Annotated in this window: 12 protein-coding genes and 1 pseudogene; 5 read left to right on the top strand and 8 right to left on the bottom strand. The window is 69.1% G+C overall.

Annotated features, from left to right (window positions below; translation table 11 throughout):
• Positions 1–52: 52 nt before the first annotated feature.
• Genes meaB through mutA form a run of 3 tightly spaced genes read right to left on the bottom strand, consistent with a single transcriptional unit; the run spans position 53 to position 5,177 of the window.
• Positions 53–1,042, bottom strand: a complete 990-nt coding sequence (gene meaB / locus AC5Y4T_RS14285) for a methylmalonyl Co-A mutase-associated GTPase MeaB (RefSeq protein ID WP_499953907.1) — start codon at positions 1,040–1,042, stop codon at positions 53–55.
• Positions 1,043–3,295 (bottom strand): methylmalonyl-CoA mutase, encoded by a 2,253-nt coding sequence (gene scpA / locus AC5Y4T_RS14280; RefSeq protein ID WP_499953905.1) that lies wholly within the window; start codon positions 3,293–3,295, stop codon positions 1,043–1,045. It abuts the gene before it with no gap.
• Between the two features lie 4 nt (positions 3,296–3,299).
• Positions 3,300–5,177, bottom strand: coding sequence for a methylmalonyl-CoA mutase small subunit (mutA, locus tag AC5Y4T_RS14275; RefSeq protein WP_499953903.1), 1,878 nt, complete (start codon positions 5,175–5,177; stop codon positions 3,300–3,302).
• Between the two features lie 180 nt (positions 5,178–5,357).
• Here mutA and AC5Y4T_RS14270 point away from each other — a divergent pair, with 180 nt between their 5' ends.
• The 3 genes and pseudogenes from AC5Y4T_RS14270 to AC5Y4T_RS14260 all read left to right on the top strand — a co-directional run bounded on the left by AC5Y4T_RS14270 (position 5,358) and on the right by AC5Y4T_RS14260 (position 6,769).
• Positions 5,358–6,125, top strand: a complete 768-nt coding sequence (locus AC5Y4T_RS14270; RefSeq protein WP_499953901.1) for a TVP38/TMEM64 family protein — start codon at positions 5,358–5,360, stop codon at positions 6,123–6,125.
• Positions 6,126–6,166: 41 nt separating this feature from the next.
• Positions 6,167–6,339, top strand: a pseudogene (locus AC5Y4T_RS14265) (endopeptidase); the annotation flags it as partial.
• Positions 6,340–6,517: 178 nt separating this feature from the next.
• Positions 6,518–6,769, top strand: coding sequence for a hypothetical protein (locus AC5Y4T_RS14260; RefSeq protein WP_499953899.1), 252 nt, complete (start codon positions 6,518–6,520; stop codon positions 6,767–6,769).
• 52 nt (positions 6,770–6,821) lie between these two features.
• Here the strand turns inward: AC5Y4T_RS14260 and AC5Y4T_RS14255 are convergent, their stop codons facing one another.
• Positions 6,822–8,318, bottom strand: a complete 1,497-nt coding sequence (locus AC5Y4T_RS14255; RefSeq protein WP_499953896.1) for a HAMP domain-containing sensor histidine kinase — start codon at positions 8,316–8,318, stop codon at positions 6,822–6,824.
• Positions 8,315–9,025, bottom strand: a complete 711-nt coding sequence (locus AC5Y4T_RS14250) for a response regulator transcription factor (RefSeq protein WP_499953891.1) — start codon at positions 9,023–9,025, stop codon at positions 8,315–8,317. Before AC5Y4T_RS14250 ends, AC5Y4T_RS14255 begins: the two co-directional genes overlap by 4 nt.
• A gap of 268 nt (positions 9,026–9,293) precedes the next feature.
• Here AC5Y4T_RS14250 and AC5Y4T_RS14245 point away from each other — a divergent pair, with 268 nt between their 5' ends.
• Both AC5Y4T_RS14245 and AC5Y4T_RS14240 read left to right on the top strand, forming a co-directional pair.
• Positions 9,294–9,695 carry a hypothetical protein gene (locus AC5Y4T_RS14245; protein WP_499953887.1) on the top strand — a complete coding sequence of 134 codons (402 nt, stop codon included), beginning with the start codon at positions 9,294–9,296 and terminating at the stop codon, positions 9,693–9,695.
• A 190-nt stretch (positions 9,696–9,885) separates the two neighbouring features.
• The gene (locus AC5Y4T_RS14240) at positions 9,886–10,302 is read left to right on the top strand and encodes a nitroreductase family deazaflavin-dependent oxidoreductase (protein ID WP_499953955.1); all 417 of its coding nucleotides are present in this window, start codon (positions 9,886–9,888) and stop codon (positions 10,300–10,302) included.
• On the opposite strand, the gene AC5Y4T_RS14235 is transcribed toward AC5Y4T_RS14240, so the two are convergent.
• Genes AC5Y4T_RS14235 through AC5Y4T_RS14225 form a run of 3 tightly spaced genes read right to left on the bottom strand, consistent with a single transcriptional unit; the run spans position 10,299 to position 12,262 of the window.
• On the bottom strand, positions 10,299–10,655 hold the full coding sequence (locus AC5Y4T_RS14235) for a DoxX family protein (RefSeq protein ID WP_499953883.1): 357 nt from the start codon (positions 10,653–10,655) through the stop codon (positions 10,299–10,301). The genes AC5Y4T_RS14240 and AC5Y4T_RS14235 overlap by 4 nt on opposite strands.
• A gap of 9 nt (positions 10,656–10,664) precedes the next feature.
• Positions 10,665–11,789, bottom strand: a complete 1,125-nt coding sequence (locus AC5Y4T_RS14230; protein WP_499919783.1) for an SPFH domain-containing protein — start codon at positions 11,787–11,789, stop codon at positions 10,665–10,667.
• Positions 11,790–11,824: 35 nt separating this feature from the next.
• Positions 11,825–12,262 carry an NfeD family protein gene (locus tag AC5Y4T_RS14225; RefSeq protein ID WP_499919782.1) on the bottom strand — a complete coding sequence of 146 codons (438 nt, stop codon included), beginning with the start codon at positions 12,260–12,262 and terminating at the stop codon, positions 11,825–11,827.
• Positions 12,263–12,311: the final 49 nt, after the last annotated feature.

Genomic DNA, 12,311 nt, shown 5'->3' with positions numbered 1-12,311 from the left:
TTACTTGGATTTCACACCCGGCAGGAGCGTAATCAGATTGTTTATCTATCCGTTATTCTGACGCTGCCGATAATATTTGCTGGGCCGCCAGTGCGGGGGTCAACTCCCCCGCCTTGACCTGCCGTTCGATGTCGGCGCGCATCGTGCGAACCTTCGGGCTGGACAACAGTCGGTCCAGCACCGTGTCGCGCACCATCTGCCACGTCCAGTCGACCAGCTGGGCCCGGCGGCGCGCCTCGAATTCCCCGGCCTCGGTGAGGACCTGCCGATGACGTTCGATGGTGTCCCACAATTCCTCGAGGCCGGTTCCCTCGGCCGCGCTCATCGTGAGAACGGGCGGCCGCCAAAGGGTGTCGCGCGGATGTATCAACCGAATGGCCCCGGACAGCTCGCGCGCCGCCGAGCGGGCTTCGGCGAGATGATTCCCGTCGGCCTTGTTCACCACGACGATGTCGGCCAATTCGAGCACACCCTTTTTGATGCCCTGGAGCTGATCGCCACCGCGCGCCAGGGTCAGCAACACGAAGGTATCGACCATGTTCGCCACGGTCACCTCGGACTGACCGACCCCGACGGTCTCGATCAGGATCACGTCGAAACCGGCGGCCGCCAGCAGGACCGCCGCTTCGCGGGTGGCCTTGGCCACCCCGCCCAGGGTGCCCGACGTGGGCGACGGCCGGATGTATGCATCCGGATGCATGGCCAGGCGCGCCATCCGGGTCTTGTCCCCCAGGATCGAGCCGCCCGTGCGGGTCGACGACGGGTCGACGGCCAGCACCGCCACCCGATGGCCCAGTTCGATCAGGTGCATCCCGAGGGCCTCGATGCTGGTGGACTTACCCACCCCGGGGATCCCGGTGATGCCGACCCGATACGCGGCACCGGCATCCGGGGTCAGCTCCAGCAGCAGCCGCTGCGCTTGTTCGCGATGGTCCGCGCGGGTCGACTCCAGCAGCGTGATGGCCCGCGGCAACGCCGCGCGGTCACCGCCGCGAACCGCCTCGGCCAACCGCTCCACGGAGTCGTTCCGTTCGGAAGCCATTTAGTCGAGGGTGTAACCCAGCCGCTCGGCGAGCTTGTGCAGCAAGCCGATTGCGGCGTCGGCGATCACCGTCCCGGGCGGGAAGATGGCGGCGGCTCCGGCCTCGTAGAGCTCGTCGAAATCGCCCGGCGGGATGACGCCCCCGACCACGATCATGATGTCGGGCCGCCCGACGTCGGCCATCGCCTCACGCAGCGCGGGCACCAGCGTCAGATGGCCGGCCGCCAGCGAGGACACCCCGACCACGTGCACGTCGTTGTCGGCGGCCTGGCGGGCCACCTCCTCGGGCGTGGAAAACAGCGAACCGACGTCGACGTCGAATCCGATGTCCGCGAAGGCCGTCGCGATCACCTTCTGGCCGCGGTCGTGGCCGTCCTGGCCCATCTTCGCGACCAGGATCCGCGGGCGGCGGCCGTCGGCTTCCGCGAACTTCTCGACGAGTTCGGTCGCGGTTGCCATGTTTGTGGCCTTTCCAGCTTCGTCGCGGTAGACCCCGGCGATGGTACGGATCTCCGCCTGGTGCCGGCCATAGACCTTCTCCAGCGCATCGGAGATCTCGCCGACCGTGGCCTTGTGCCGCGCCGCGTCGATGGCCAGGGCCAGCAGGTTGTTGCCCAACCCATCCGCGCCGGCGCGACCGTGGGCGGCCGCCGCACGCGACAGTTCCGCCAGCGCGGCGTCCACCGCCGACTGGTCACGGCTTTCCCGCAGTTCCTTCAGCTTGGCCAGCTGCTCGGCGCGCACCCGGCTGTTCTCGACCTTCAGGACCTCGACCTCTTGATCCTCTTCGACCTGATACTTGTTGATCCCGATCACCGGCTGGATACCGGAGTCGATGCGCGCCTGGGTGCGCGCGGCCGCCTCCTCGATGCGCAGCTTGGGGATGCCGTCGCTGATGGCCTGTGCCATGCCGCCGTGCTCGGCGACCTCGGCGATGTGGGCGCGGGCCCGCTGGGCGAGCTGATGGGTCAGCCATTCCACGTAATACGACCCCGCCCACGGATCGATCGGTCGCGTGGTGCCGGACTCTTGCTGCAGCACCAGCTGCGTGTTGCGGGCGATACGAGCCGAGAAGTCGGTGGGCAGAGCGAGCGCCTCGTCGAGCGCGTTGGTGTGCAGCGACTGCGTGTGTCCCTGGGTGGCGGCCATCGCCTCGATGCAGGTGCGAGCGACGTTGTTGAAGGCATCCTGCGCGGTCAGTGACCAGCCGGAGGTCTGCGAATGTGTGCGCAGCGAAAGCGATTTGGCGTTCTTCGGGCCGAACTGGGAGACCAGCTCGCTCCACAACAGCCGGCCCGCCCGCAGCTTGGCGACTTCCATGAAGAAGTTCATCCCGATGCCCCAGAAGAAGGACAGGCGGGGCGCGAACTTGTCGATGTCCAGGTCCGCGTCCAAACCGGCCTTGATGTAGTCGACCCCGTCGGCAAGCGTGTAGGCCAACTCCAAATCGGCTGTGGCACCGGCTTCCTGGATGTGGTAGCCCGAGATCGAAATCGAGTTGAACTTCGGCATTTTCGCGCTGGTATAGGCGAAGATGTCGGAGATGATGCGCATCGACGGCTTGGGCGGATAGATGTAGGTGTTGCGCACCATGAACTCTTTGAGGATGTCGTTCTGAATGGTGCCGGCCAGCTTCTCCGGCGCAACGCCCTGCTCCTCGGCGGCCACCACGTACAGCGCCAGTATCGGCAGCACCGCGCCGTTCATGGTCATCGACACCGACACCGTCGACAGGTCGATGCCGTCGAACAGCTGGCGCATGTCGAGAATGGAATCGATTGCCACACCGGCCATTCCGACGTCACCCTGCACGCGGGGGTGATCGGAGTCGTACCCGCGGTGGGTGGCCAGGTCGAAGGCCACCGACAGGCCCTTCTGGCCCGCGGCCAGGTTGCGCCGGTAGAAGGCGTTCGACTCCGCGGCGGTGGAGAAACCGGCGTACTGCCGAATCGTCCACGGCTGGTTCACATACATCGTCGGGTAGGGTCCACGCACGAACGGCGGTTCGCCCGGGAAACTGTGCAGCGGGTACCCGTCGGCCTCTATCGCCGCCCGGTCTGCGCCGATATACACCGGTTTGACGTCGATGTCCTCCGGTGTCTGCCACTGCAGTTGATCGGGCGTGTACAGATGCGCGGCCGCGGCCGCGGCGACGTGTTCCTCGACGGCGGCCTGGTTCGGCGGCGTGACAGTCCGCTCGCCGTGCAGCGGCACGTCGGCGAAGCTGCCGACCGCAGGTGCAGTGGTCGTCATCTAACTACGCCCCCAGCCTTGTGAGCAGATCCGACAGAGCTTCGACCGCATTGATTTTCGCGGTCAGGAATTGGTCCGGTTGGTGCTCGGCGCCGGCCACGGCCTTGTCCGGCCCGGCCAGATAGACGCGCGCGGTGCCGGCGTCCCGCGCCGCCCGCACGACGTCCGAGGCCTCGTCCTGGTAGCGCTTGTCGGTGCCGCAGATGACCGCCGCCGCCGGCGACCCCGCGTCCGTCACCGCTGATGCGACGCCGTCGGCGTCGACCGTGCCCGGGTTGATCGCCTCGATGCCACCGGAAGCCAGCAGGTTCGAGGCGAACGTTGCGCGAATGTTGTTCTCGGCCAACGGGCCCAACGGCAGCAACAGTACCTTCGGGCGCGATCCGGTGCGGTCCAGGTACGCATCCGATCGGTCCCGCAGCGCCTCGAATTCCGCCGCGTAACGCACCAGGTTTCCGGCCGCCAGCGGCGAATACGACGAGTCGCTTTGCGGCAGAGGAGCTTCGGTGAGGTCGGGAAATTCGTTGACGCCGGTGATCGCGGTCCGGCGGTGCGCGATGTCGTCGCTGCGACGGGCGGCGACCTCGGCGATCTGGCCGGCGATGAGGTCGCGGGCTTTCGTGAATCCGCCGTGGGCCTCGATGGCCTGGAAATGCTCCCAGGCCCGCTCGGCCAGGCGCAGGGTCAGGTCCTCGACGAACCAGGAACCACCGGCCGGGTCCAACACCCGGCCCACGTGTGACTCTTCGAGAAGCAACAGCTGCGTGTTGCGCGCGATGCGACGGGCGAAACTCGTTGCTATGCCCGGGAATCCGCCGTCGATCGCGACGTCGAACGGAAATACCAGCAGCGAGTCGGCGCCGCCGACACCGGCGCCGAAGGCGGCCAGGGTGCAGCGCAGCATGTTCACCCACGGGTCGCGCTGGGTCATCATCGGCAGCGACGTCTCGGCGTGGACCCCGGCCGCGCCGGCGTCCGGCTCGCCGACAACTTCGGCGACCCGCGCCCAAAGATTGCGCGCGGCGCGGAACTTCGCGATCGTCATGAACTGGTCGTCGTCGGCGGCGAATCGGAAGCTGATCTGCCCCAACGCCTCGCGGATCGACAACCCCGATTCGGTGAGCACCCGCAGGTAACTCACGGCGGCCGCGACACCGGCGGCGAGCTCCCACGTCGCGTTGGCGCCGAGGTTGTGAAACGCCGGCCCGTCGATGGTGATCGCGCGCACCCCGGTCCGACCGGCGGCCCGCTTGGCCACGGCGATCACGTCCTCGATCGTCGGCGCCGGTCGGTCACTGTGTGTCGCGCTCAGCGGGTCGCCGCCCAGGTCGATCGACAGGGTGGCGCGCTGATCAGGGTCCACCCCGTCCGCCAGCGCAAGCGCCACGTCGCTGGCCGCCAGGTAGTCGGCACCGGCTTGCAGGATCAGCGGCGCCATGCTCAGGTAGACACCCTCGAGCATCTCCCCCAGCTGATCGGGTGCCACACCCGATTCACCGATCCGCAGCACCACGGCGCCGGCCCCATTGCCCAGCGCGTCCAGCACCGCGGAGTTCACGTCCTTGGCCGCGACGCCGGGTACCGGGGTAGCCGGGAAGGCCTCGGCGACCTTCCAGCCGGATTTGACGTCCCGCACTGCGTCACCGCCGCGCACATACGGCCACTCGCCCGGCAGCGGCGGCTCTGGCAGTTCGTCGAGCGCGGTGTAGAGCGCGCGGACCGCGATTCCGTCGTAGGTGGGGGTTTCCAGCAGCCGCTCGGGCGCGTCTCCCAACTGATCGGGGTCCTTCCGGGTGCTTTTGGCCAGCACACCGGCGACCGCACTGCGCCAACGCCCGCGAACCTGTTCTAGGTCGGCGAGCTCGGGTACATCAATGGACACCGATTGCTCCCTTTTCCCAGCATTTGGGCTACTGCTCTGGGGGTACCACTTAGCTACTGAGGCTAATTGATGACCGCTCGTCGCAAAAAACCGCCACTTGCGGCGGGCGTTCCCGATTTCGGAGGAAACGCCACCCTCGGGAAACGGCTTATTCATCTACGGCCCGTACCCTAGGAAGCCGTGCCGGGTTCCGCCACCAGCAAAATCACCGAAACGCTTCGCGATATCGGCTGCGCCATCGGCGTCGCCGCGCGAGGCGTGTCCCGGTCGCGGATCGCCTGGACAGTGGTGGGCATCACAGCGCTGGTGGTGTTGGCGTCGTGGTTGCCGCTCCCCTCGCCCGTGCAGATGCGCGACTGGGCGCACTCCGTCGGACCGTGGTTTCCGCTGGCGTTCCTTCTCGCCCACATCGTCGTGACGGTGGTGCCCGTTCCGCGTACGGCGTTCACTCTGTCGGCCGGACTGCTGTTCGGCCCACTGCTGGGCGTCGCAATCGCGGTGATCGCCAGCACCGCAAGTGCGATGATCGCGATGCTGCTGGTGCGCGCAGTCGGGTGGCGGCTGAATCGCTTGGTGCGCCACCGATCGATTGACTCGGTGGAACAGCGCCTGCGACAACGCGGCTGGCTGGCCATCTTGTCGCTGAGGCTGATTCCCGCCGTGCCGTTCTCGGCCCTTAACTACGCCGCAGGCGCGTCGAGCGTGCGGGTGCTGCCCTACGCGGTCGCGACGCTGGTCGGGTTACTGCCCGGCACCACCGCCGTGGTGGTCCTTGGCGATGCGCTCGCCGGTCACATCAGCGCGCTGCTGTATCTGGTGTCGGCGATCACCAGCGCTCTGGGTCTGGCAGGGCTCGTCGTAGAGATCCGCCACTTCCGTAGCCACCACCGCCGGGCGCACGGTCCCGTCGGTGACGAGCGCTCCCCCGAGCCCGCCACCATCGGCTGATCGCCGATTTCGTTCAGACCGCCGCGCGGTGCGCGAAAGATCGGTACGAGACGGACGGCACCGTCAGCGCGGTCGGCATCCTCATCCGCGGCGGCGATCCCTATATTCTCCAGAGCCGCGTTGCGCGGCGCGGGCGAAATTTTCCGTCGCCGAGTCGGTGCGGCCCTGGCTGGACAAGTGGCACCTGACGGCCGTGACCGCTTCGCCGCGCTGACGGGCTCTCGCTGACCGGCTCCCGAGATCTTCAGGTCGGCTTCAGGCTGACTTCCTACCGTCACGGCATCGCCCCGGCTCGCCATGACGGGGCGCGGTGACCGGTAATGCGGTGCGAATAGCACGATTTCGCGCCGACCGGGTGAAGAAACCGTCGACAGAGAGGATGGATGGGCCCAGTGAAGATCAAGCAACTGATCGCTGGTTCGTTGATCGCGGGAACCCTTGGGGCGGCCGCGGCAGGGTTCGGAGCCGCGGTGGCGAGCGCGGATCCCCCGCCCCCGCCGCCAGGCCCGGGGCAACCCTGGGGACCGGGGCCGGGCGGACCGGGTGGCCCGGGTGGCCCGCCCCCGCCGCCGGGCGGACCGCTCGCACCGCCGCCGCCCGGCGGTCCCGGTGGACAGTTCCGTCCGCCGCCGCCCGGGTTCTGACGCCCGGCGTGCCGAGCGGTGGTCGCCTCAGAGCGGCGGCCACCGCTCGGCCTCATGCCCGCGGCAGCGTGAGCCGGAACTGTGCGCCGCCCTCGTGCGGCAGGCACACCAGTTCGCCGCCGTGGGCACGCGCCAGCGCCCGCGCGATCGCCAGCCCCAGCCCGGCGCCGCCGTGGTCGCGGGCGCGGCCGGGATCCAGGCGGACCAGCCGCTCGAAGATGTTGTCCCGCTGGTCATCCGGGATGCCTGGACCGGTGTCGGTGACGGTGACTTCCGCGACGCCCTCGGTTGCGCGAAGGTCGACGGTGATGGCTCCGCCGGCCGGTGTGTACCGGCGCGCGTTGTCGAGCAGGTTGGACACGATCTGCGACAGGCGGATCGCGTCGGCGTCGAGATGCAGGGTGGCCAGACCGGTGCGGGTGACGCTGATCTGGGGTGCCAGTATCGCGGCCCTGTCGGCTTCCCCATCGAGAACGGCGGCCACGTCGACGTCGTGCAGCTCGAGCGCAAGCCCGGCGTCGATGCGGCTCAGGTCGAGCATGTCGGAGACGAGCCGTCCGGCGCGGCGGGCGTCGGAGAGCAGCAGGCTGGCCCGGCGGTATTGCCCGTCGTCGTGGTGTTCGGAGGCGCTGTGCGCGACCTGCTCGGCGGCGACCTGAATCCCGGCGATCGGAGTGCGCAACTCGTGGGCGGCGTCGACGAGAAATCGCCGGGTCGCCGTCTCCGCGCGCTGTGCGGTGTCGGCGGCGCGCCGGGCCCGGCGCTCGGACAGTTCCAGTGCGTCCAGCATGCCGTCGAAAGCGCTTGCCGCGCGGCCTAATTCGGTATCCGTGCGATCCGGGCGCAGCCGCCGGCCGCGGTCCCCGGTGGTGATCGCGTTGGCCAGCGCGGTGAGCCGATCCAGCGGACGCAGCGCCGCCCGGCTGACCGCGACGAGTAGCAGCGCCGCGAGCAGCAAAGTCACCAGACCCGCCCCGATCATCAAGCCGCGCAACTGATGCGCGACCTGAGTGGTCTGCGTGGTGTCGGCGACCAGGATCACCCTGCTGCCATCGGGCAGCGGGTGCACGACGGCCGTCGCGGTGGCATCCGGCGGAGGGCCGGGCGGCGGCGGAAGTGCGTACGGCGGTGGCGGATACGGCGGATACGGCGGTGGCGGATACGGCGGATACGGCGGTGGCGGATAAGGCGGCGGGTATGGGGGCGGCGACGGATAGAACGGCGGCGGTGCGACGTCGCCGTCGCTCAGGTCGGGATTGATGCCGCGGTCGCCGTACGTGGTGCCGCCGGCCGTGATCACCAGCGCCCGGATCCCGCCGCCGTTGAGCTCGGCAGCGAGCAGATCGGGTGAGGTGTGCGCGGCGCTCAACGCGTCGGCGCGCGACGTCGCGGCCAGCAGCCGGTCGTGCAGATTGCGGTGCGCGAGAACACCCATCGTGATGTCGATGGTGACGCCGAGCACCACCAGCAGGACGGCCAGCAGCGCCAGCACCACCAGCGTCACGCGACGTTGCAGCGACGGCGTCGGCGTCGTCGACGCGGCCGTCATGACCGCTCGGCCTGCAGGCGGTAACCGATGCCGCGCACCGTGTGCAGGACCCGCGGCCCGTGCGCCTCGAGCTTGCGCCGCAGGCCGCTGACATGAACCTGCACGAGGTTGGGGTCGTAGGCGTCGTAACCCCACACCCCGTTCAGGATCTGGCCCGCGCTGACGATCCGGCCGCGCTGCTCCACCAGGAACGCCAGGACCCGCAGCTCGGTCGCGGTCAGATCCAGCCGGTGACCGCCGCGCGCGGCGACGCCGGCGCCGAGGTCCAGGGTGACGTCGCCCACCTGAATCACCTCCGACAGCCGGCCGCGACGGCGCAGCACCGCGCCGACCCGCGACACCAGTTCGGCCAGTTCGAACGGCTTGATGACGTAGTCGTCGGCGCCGCCGTCGAGTCCGCGCAGCCGGTCGGGCAGCCCGTCGCGCGCCGTGATCAGGACGATCCCGATGTCGCCCCATTCGCGGACGACGTCGATCAGTTCGAACCCGTCGCGCCCGGGCAGCATCACGTCGAGCACCACCAGGTCGGGCCGCATCCCGTCGAGAACTTCTTCCAGGCCGTCGCCGTCGCAGCGGGCGTCGGTGTGATAGCCGACATCGGCGAGCGCCTCGCTGACCATCTCCCGGATGGTCTCGGAGTCTTCGACGACCAGCACCCGCGGCGTGCCGACGCTGAAGTGGCCGCCGGCGCGTGGGCAATCCGTCATCCCCCCATTGTCGGCACCGGTGCTGAAACGAACCTGAAGGCCGGTGTCGCCCCAGGCGCCACGTTGGTCACAGATGCGGAAGGCATGAGGCATTGCCCGCCTTCGAGCGACAACTTCGCTCTGAGCCTGCGGCGTCACCGCGTTGTCGCTCGAAGGCGGGCGAAAGTGTGGTGGCCTGCGCCGGTGACCACTGTGACGGATGAGGTCCGTTCGACAGGCGTCCGATTTCTTCAGATCCATTTCAGCCCCGGCTCTTAACGTCCGTGACATGACCACGAACGACGACATCAACACCAATCCACCCGCGCCGGCGCCGGTCGCCTACCAAGCACCTGAGCGGCGCCGTCACCCCACCGGCGTGGTGATCGGCGCCGGAGTGGCGGGCGTGCTGCTCGGCGCGGTCGGCACGGTCGCGGCGATCGCCTTCGCCTGGATCGTCAGCGTCGGGCCGCCCCCGCCACCGCTTCCCGGGCCGCCGCCGGGGTTCGCGGCGGCACCGTTCCACGGTCCCCCGCCCCCGCCGATGGGCGGCCCGGCGCCGGGTGGTTTCGGATTCGCGCCGCCGCCTGGGCCGCCGGGACCCCCGCGCGGCTTCTGGCCGCCGCCCCCGGGCGAGGGATCCGCGGCACCGCCCGCGCCGACGTCGGCGTCCCCCGCGCCGCATCCCTGACAACTGATCCTGTCGCCGTCACGATGCCTGAAATCGTGACGGCGACGGGCGTCGGCCCGGTACGCGGGGCCGGTTGCGTCGATTCGCCGGGACCATTCCGCCGCCCGCAGTGCAGGATGGGAAGGTGCCACGAGATCGATCGTCGTTTCCCACCAGCCTCGCCGCACGGCTGCTGCGCTCGCGCCGCCTCATGCGCGCGCCGATCTGGATCTACAAAGCCCGCGCGGGCGCGCTGTTCGGCTCGCGCATCCTGTTGCTCGAGCACACCGGCCGCAAGTCGGGCATGCCGCGCTATGCTGCGCTGGAAGTCGTCGACCACCCGGCGGCAGACAGCTACGTGGTGGCTTCGGGCTTCGGCCGAAAAGCCCAGTGGTTCCGCAACATCGAAGCCAATCCCCGGGTGCGCGTGTACGTCGGCAGCCACGCGCCCAGGACCGCCGCCGCGCGCGTGCTGACCACCGCGGAAGCCGATCGCACCCTGGCCGCCTACCGAACCCGCCACCCCACAGCGTGGGAGCGGATGCGCCCGGTGCTCGAAGACACGCTCGGCGTCCCGATCACCGACACGGACACTCCGCTGCCGCTGGTCGAGCTGCGCCTGGACTAGTTCTCGTCGGGTCCCTTGATCGTCATCGCGGCGACCAGCGCCAGGAACAGCGCGGCCGGAAGGCCGTTGACGACTTTGTCGCGCACCCGGACATGCGCGCCGACCGCCAGTACGAAGTACAACGTCAGCATCGCAGTCGTCAGGCGCGCCAGAGCGGGAAACCGGTTGACCGACAGCAATCCCACCGCGGCGGCCCCTTTGACCACCGGCAGCACGGGCCGGATGTTCTCCGGGACGCCCACGGTGTCGAGGACCTTCTTGATGGGTGCCACCTGGACGCCGCACGCTACTGCGTCGGCGGCGTGGAACACGCCGAGCGCCGTGTAGGTCTTCGGGGAAGTCAACACGCTCATTCCGCAATCCTAGGGAGTGAGCTCCCCGGCCGGGCCATCTGCCGGCTGGCGGGCGATCGCCTCCGCCTTGGCCACCGCCTGGGCGATCGCGGGGTCGGTTTCGGTGGAGAACCAGTCGGCGACGTCGGCGTCGTCGTCGGCGCTGTGCTTGGGCGCGTCATCGACGGGCGATGGCTGGAAGCGGAACACGCCGTCCTGGCCCGGGGTTCCCAGCAGCTTGGTGAAGCCCTGCAACGCCGCGTTGAAGTCACTGGGCACCACCCACACCTTGTTGGCGTCACCGCGCGCCATCTCCGGCAACGTCTGCAGGTACTGGTAGGCCAGCATCTCGGGGGTGGGCCGGCCGGCCTTGATCGCCGCGAACGTCTTCTCGATCGCCTTCGCCTGGCCCTGCGCCTGCAGGTACGCCGCGGCGCGTTCACCCTGGGCGCGCAGCATCCGGGACTGCCGGTCGGCCTCGGCGGCCAGGATGGCGGCCTGCTTGGCACCCTCGGCGGCCAGGATCTGCGCCTGCTTGTTGCCCTCGGCCTCCTTGATCGCCGCCTCGCGCATACCTTCGGCGGTCAGGATCATCGCCCGCTTCTCGCGGTCGGCCTTCATCTGCTTTTCCATCGACGCCTGGATCGACGGGGGCGGATCGATGCTGCGCAGTTCCACGCGGGCGACCCGCAACCCCCAGCGGCCGGTCGCCTCGTCGAGCACGCCGCGCAGCTGCCCGTTGATCTGATCGCGCGAGGTCAGCGTCTGCTCGAGCGTCATGCCGCCGACGACGTTGCGCAGCGTGGTGGTGGTGAGCTGCTCGACCCCGACGATGTAGTTGCTGATCTCGTAGACGGCTGCCTGGGGAACGGTGACCTGGAAGTACACCACGGTGTCGATGTTGAGGGTCAAGTTGTCCTCGGTGATCACCGGCTGCGGCGGGAACGACACCACCCGCTCACGCAGATCCACCCGCGCGCGAACCCGATCGATGAACGGCACCAACAAGGTCAGTTGCCCGCTGACGGTGCGGCTGTACCGTCCCAGCCGTTCGATCACCGCCGCCTCCGCCTGAGGTATCAGCGCCACGGACTTGGCCACCACGACGATCGCGAAGATCACCAGGACGGCCAGCAGCACCAAACCAGCAACCATAGGAATTCCTTTCTCGCTGAAGCTCTTTGCGGTCGCTACAGACCGCTCTTGAAGACGACCGCGGTGGCGCCGTCGATCTGCATGACGGTGACCGGCTCGCCGGGTTCGTAGACGTCGGCCTCGTTGAGCGGGCGCGCGGACCACACCTGGCCGTCGAGTTTGACCTGGCCCGCGTCGCGCCCGACCCGTTGCAGCACCAGCGCGGTTTTGCCGCGCAGCGCCTCGATTCCCAGAGTGGGCGCCGCGGCCGGCGTCAGCCGCCGCTTCAGCGGCGGGCGAACCAGCACCAGCAGCAGCACCGACACGACCAGGAACACCGCCCCGTTCGCCCACACCGGGAAGTCGGTGAGCCAACTGGTGAGCGCCGCGGCCAGTGCGCCGCCGCCGAGCATCACCAGAAACAAATGACCGGTGAGCGCCTCCGCGCCGGCCAGCACCAGCGCGAATATTAGCCAAAGCAACGCGGCGGGCATGCGGCAAGAATACGCGTGATCCGCCTTCGCCGGGCAAAACAACTACACT

It is taken from the genome of Mycobacterium sp. NGS11, assembly GCF_059813315.1.
This window is presented reverse-complemented; position numbering and strand designations above follow the sequence as displayed.

Coding starts and splice junctions, on each gene's coding strand:
- AC5Y4T_RS14245 (WP_499953887.1), top strand. CDS start 9,294: ATGACCACGAACGACGACATCAACACCAATCCACCCGCGCCGGCGCCG.
- AC5Y4T_RS14255 (WP_499953896.1), bottom strand. CDS start 8,318: ATGACGGCCGCGTCGACGACGCCGACGCCGTCGCTGCAACGTCGCGTG.
- meaB (WP_499953907.1), bottom strand. CDS start 1,042: ATGGCTTCCGAACGGAACGACTCCGTGGAGCGGTTGGCCGAGGCGGTT.
- AC5Y4T_RS14230 (WP_499919783.1), bottom strand. CDS start 11,789: ATGGTTGCTGGTTTGGTGCTGCTGGCCGTCCTGGTGATCTTCGCGATC.
- scpA (WP_499953905.1), bottom strand. CDS start 3,295: ATGACGACCACTGCACCTGCGGTCGGCAGCTTCGCCGACGTGCCGCTG.
- AC5Y4T_RS14225 (WP_499919782.1), bottom strand. CDS start 12,262: ATGCCCGCCGCGTTGCTTTGGCTAATATTCGCGCTGGTGCTGGCCGGC.
- AC5Y4T_RS14235 (WP_499953883.1), bottom strand. CDS start 10,655: ATGAGCGTGTTGACTTCCCCGAAGACCTACACGGCGCTCGGCGTGTTC.
- AC5Y4T_RS14240 (WP_499953955.1), top strand. CDS start 9,886: ATGCGCGCGCCGATCTGGATCTACAAAGCCCGCGCGGGCGCGCTGTTC.
- AC5Y4T_RS14250 (WP_499953891.1), bottom strand. CDS start 9,025: ATGACGGATTGCCCACGCGCCGGCGGCCACTTCAGCGTCGGCACGCCG.